The organism is Micrococcus sp. HSID17227 (assembly GCF_003989405.1).
GTDB classification, from domain to species: Bacteria; Actinomycetota; Actinomycetes; order Actinomycetales; family Micrococcaceae; genus Micrococcus; species Micrococcus luteus.
This window is the reverse complement of record NZ_RBLN01000221.1, coordinates 1-3,655: the sequence shown is the minus strand read 5'-3', so window position 1 is coordinate 3,655 and position 3,655 is coordinate 1. Positions and strand designations below refer to the sequence as shown.

Annotated in this window: 4 protein-coding genes; 3 read left to right on the top strand and 1 reads right to left on the bottom strand. The window is 73.9% G+C overall.

Annotated features, from left to right (window positions below):
- On the bottom strand, window positions 1–400 hold a 400-nt coding region (locus D8M29_RS09780), incomplete at its 3' end, for a general stress protein (RefSeq protein WP_370450164.1).
- Window positions 401–492: 92 nt separating this feature from the next.
- On the opposite strand from D8M29_RS09780, the gene D8M29_RS09775 reads away from it, so the two are divergent.
- The 3 genes from D8M29_RS09775 to D8M29_RS09765 all read left to right on the top strand — a co-directional run.
- Window positions 493–1,761 (top strand): magnesium transporter MgtE N-terminal domain-containing protein, encoded by a 1,269-nt coding sequence (locus D8M29_RS09775; protein WP_036339212.1) that lies wholly within the window; start codon window positions 493–495, stop codon window positions 1,759–1,761.
- A gap of 40 nt (window positions 1,762–1,801) precedes the next feature.
- Window positions 1,802–2,593, top strand: coding sequence for a DUF1003 domain-containing protein (locus D8M29_RS09770; protein WP_036339209.1), 792 nt, complete (start codon window positions 1,802–1,804; stop codon window positions 2,591–2,593).
- Window positions 2,590–3,655: Mrp/NBP35 family ATP-binding protein (locus tag D8M29_RS09765; RefSeq protein ID WP_127445934.1), on the top strand; the 1,066-nt coding region annotated here is incomplete at its 3' end. The genes D8M29_RS09770 and D8M29_RS09765, both read left to right, overlap by 4 nt.

Here is a 3,655-nt window from a genome sequence, read left to right as displayed (position 1 = left end):
CCTGCGAGGACGCGAAGCCGTGCTGGCCCCGACGCATCGCGAAGCCGATCACGCCGAAGATCAGCCACACCGCCAGGCCCAGCAGCATGGAGGTGAGGATCTGCCCCGGGCCGGCCTCGGGGGCCAGCAGGTAGAGGAACACGCCGATCAGTCCACCGAAGAACACGCCGCGCACTCCCGCGGACAACGCCACCTGGGCGTAGTTCAGCCGGCCGCGCACCCGCTCCACGACCCGCAGGTCCTTGCCCACGATCGACACGGCGCTCACGGGGAAGTCCGTGGCGGCGAGGCGGTCCACCTGCTCGCGCGCCTGCGCGTAGGTGGCGTAGGTGGCCAGCAGCTCTCCGCGGGGCAGGCCCTGCTCGGCGCCGGGCTGAGGGTTGGACATCATGAACGACATGGACCCATTGTGCCCGGCCCGGCGCCCGGGCGGGCGGCGGTCCGCCGTCCGCGGACACGGAGCCGCGGCCCGGCACGCCGTAGGCTGGGTCGGTGAGCTCCCCCAAGATCTTCGTAGCCCGCCTGCTGGGCCTGGACGTCTTCGACCCCCTCGGCGACCGCCTGGGACGGCTGCGCGACGTCGTCGTGCTGGACCGCGGCCCCGCCGCAGCCCCGTTCGCCACCGGCCTCGTGATCGAGGTCCCCGGCAAGAAGCGCGTCTTCGTCCCGATGACGCGGGTGACGTCCATGGACTCGGGCCGGATCATCACGACCGGGCTGATCAACCTGCGCCGGTTCTCCCGCCGTGGCGCCGAGCAGATGGTGGCCGCCGACCTCTTCGACCGGAAGGTGCGCCTCTCCGACGGGTCGGGCGAGGCCTTCCTGGAGGACATCGGGCTGGAGCAGCAGCGCAACGGCGACTGGCTGGTCTCGGACCTGTACGTGCGCCGCATCGTCGGCCGCGGCCCCTTCGGCCGCGCCCAGCGGGGCGAGCACCTCCTGCTGAACTGGGACGAGGCCCGCTGGACGGCGCAGGCCGACCCGCAGGGGGCCACGAGCTTCCTCGCCGCGCACGAGGACCTCAAGCCCGCCGACCTGGCGGACATGCTCCACGACATGTCGGAGAAGCGCCGCGTCGAGGTCGCCAGCGAGCTGCAGGACGAACGCCTCGCGGACGTGCTCCAGGAGCTGCCCGACGACGACCAGGTGCAGATCCTCTCCCAGCTGGACATCGACCGCGCCGCCGACGTCCTGGAGGAGATGGACCCGGACGACGCGGCGGACCTGCTCCACGAGCTGCCCGACTCCCAGCAGGAGCTGCTGCTCGAACGCATGGAGCCGGAGGACGCCGAGGACGTCCGGCGCCTGCTCGAGTACGAGGAGGGCACCGCGGGCTCGCTCATGACCCCCGTGCCGGTCATCCTCCCCCCGGAGGCCACCGTGGCCGAGGCCATGGCGACCATCCGACAGCAGGAGATCTCCCCCGCGCTGGCCTCGCTCGTGATCGTGGCCCGGCCGCCCCTGGAGACGCCGACGGGCCGGTTCCTCGGCGTCGTCCACTTCCAGCGCCTGCTGCGGTACCCGCCGCCGGAGGCGATCGGCAACATCATGGACAAGGACCTCGAGCCCGTCTCGGACCTCGCCCCCATCGCCCATGTGACCCGCGAGCTCGCGACCTACAACCTCACGTGCATCCCCGTGGTGAACGAGCAGGACCGCGTCGTCGGGGCCGTGAGCGTGGACGACCTGCTCGACCACATCCTGCCCGACGACTGGCGGGCCATGGACCTCGACGACGCCGAGACCCGCCCCGCAACCTGACCCCCGCGGCCCGCCGCCGCACGACACCGGAGGTGTGAGCATGACCCAGACCGCGCGAGACCTGCGCCCGGGCCGCGGCACCGGCCTGGACACCCCGCTGAGCGCCAGCGGGCGCCGCGTGCCCCGGCTGGCCCCGAACCCGGACGCCTTCGGCGAGGCCACCGAGGGCATCGCCCGCTTCATGGGCACCCCGCAGTTCCTCGTCTGGATGACGCTGTTCTGCGCCGCCTGGCTGGGCTGGAACACGTTCGGCCCGATGGAGTGGCGGTTCGACTCCGCCGAGCTCGGCTTCACCGCGCTCACGCTCATGCTCTCCCTCCAGGCGTCCTACGCCGCACCCCTGCTCCTGCTGGCGCAGAACCGCCAGGACGACCGGGACAAAGTCGCGCTGCGCGAGGACCGTGACCGCGCCGAGCGCAACCTCGCCGACACCGAGTTCCTCACCCGCGAGATCGCCGGTCTGCGGCTGGCCGTCCAGGAGGTCGCCACGCGCGACTTCGTGCGCGGCGAGCTGCGCGGCGTCCAGGACGACCTCAGGGACGACCTCCGCGAGGCGCTGCGCGCCGAGCTGCGGGAGGAGATCCGGGAGGAGATCCGGGAGGAGATCCGGGAGGAGCTGCGCGCCGGCCTCCCGGGCGCCGAGGCCCAGCCCCGCAAGAACAAGAAGACCAAGGGCCGCGGCCGGGATGCGCGGCGCGGCGACGCCGGCGCCGAGCCCACGACCACCACGCTCGCCACCCTCGCGGCCCAGGAGGCCCGCGAGGCCGGGGGGTCCGGTCCGGCGGCCGGTACCGCCGACGGTGCGGGCCCGGTGGACGGGGGCGGCCGATGAGCGCCCTGGGCCTGCCCGTGCCCGAGGTCCGCACCGACCTCGAGCGCCGGGTGCTGGAACGGCTCGCCACGGTCCAGGACCCCGAGATCCGCCGCCCGATCACCGACCTCGGCATGGTGGAGTCGGTCGTGGAGACCGCCCCGGGCGTCGTCGAGGTCGCGGTCCTGCTCACGATCGCCGCGTGCCCCCTGCGCGGGACGATCCAGACGGACGTGGCCGCCGCCGTCGCCGTCGTGCCCGGCTGTGAATCCGTGGACGTTCGCGTCGGGGTCATGGAGCCCGAGCGCCGCCTGGCGCTGCAGGACGCCCTGCGCGCGACTCGGCCGACGAACCCGTTCGGGGAGGGGACGCTCACGCGCGTCCTCGCGGTGGCCTCGGGCAAGGGCGGCGTGGGCAAGTCCTCGGTCACGGCCAACCTCGCGGTCGCGCTCGCCGCGCGCGGGCTCGCCGTCGGCCTGATCGACGCGGACGTGCACGGCTACTCCATCCCCGGGCTCCTGGGCGTGACCGGCACCCCGACGAAGCTGGACCGGATGATCCTGCCCCCCGTGGTGCGGGACGTGAAGGTCATCTCGATCGGCATGTTCCTCGACGCGGACCGACCGGTGGCCTGGCGCGGGCCGATGCTGCACCGCGCGCTCGAGCAGTTCGTCACGGATGTGCACTGGGGCGACCTGGACGTCCTGCTCGTGGACCTGCCCCCGGGCACCGGGGACATCGCGATCTCGACGGCGCAGCTGCTGCCCGCCTCGGAGCTGCTCGTGGTGACCACGCCGCAGCACGCCGCCGCGCAGGTGGCCGCGCGCGCCGGTCAGCTGGCGGAGCAGACGGGCCAGACCGTGGCCGGCGTCGTGGAGAACATGGGGCCGATGACCCTGCCAGACGGCACCGTCCTGGATGTGTTCGGGACCGGCGGCGGCGCCGAGGTGGCGGAGCGGCTGTCCGGGGTGCTGGACACGCAGGTGCCGCTGCTGGGCACCGTTCCCCTGGACCCGGCGCTGCGCGCGGGCGGCGACGCCGGCGAACCCGTGGTGGTGTCCGCGCCGGAGAGCCCCGCGGGCC

Coding starts and splice junctions, on each gene's coding strand:
- D8M29_RS09770 (WP_036339209.1), top strand. CDS start 1,802: ATGACCCAGACCGCGCGAGACCTGCGCCCGGGCCGCGGCACCGGCCTG.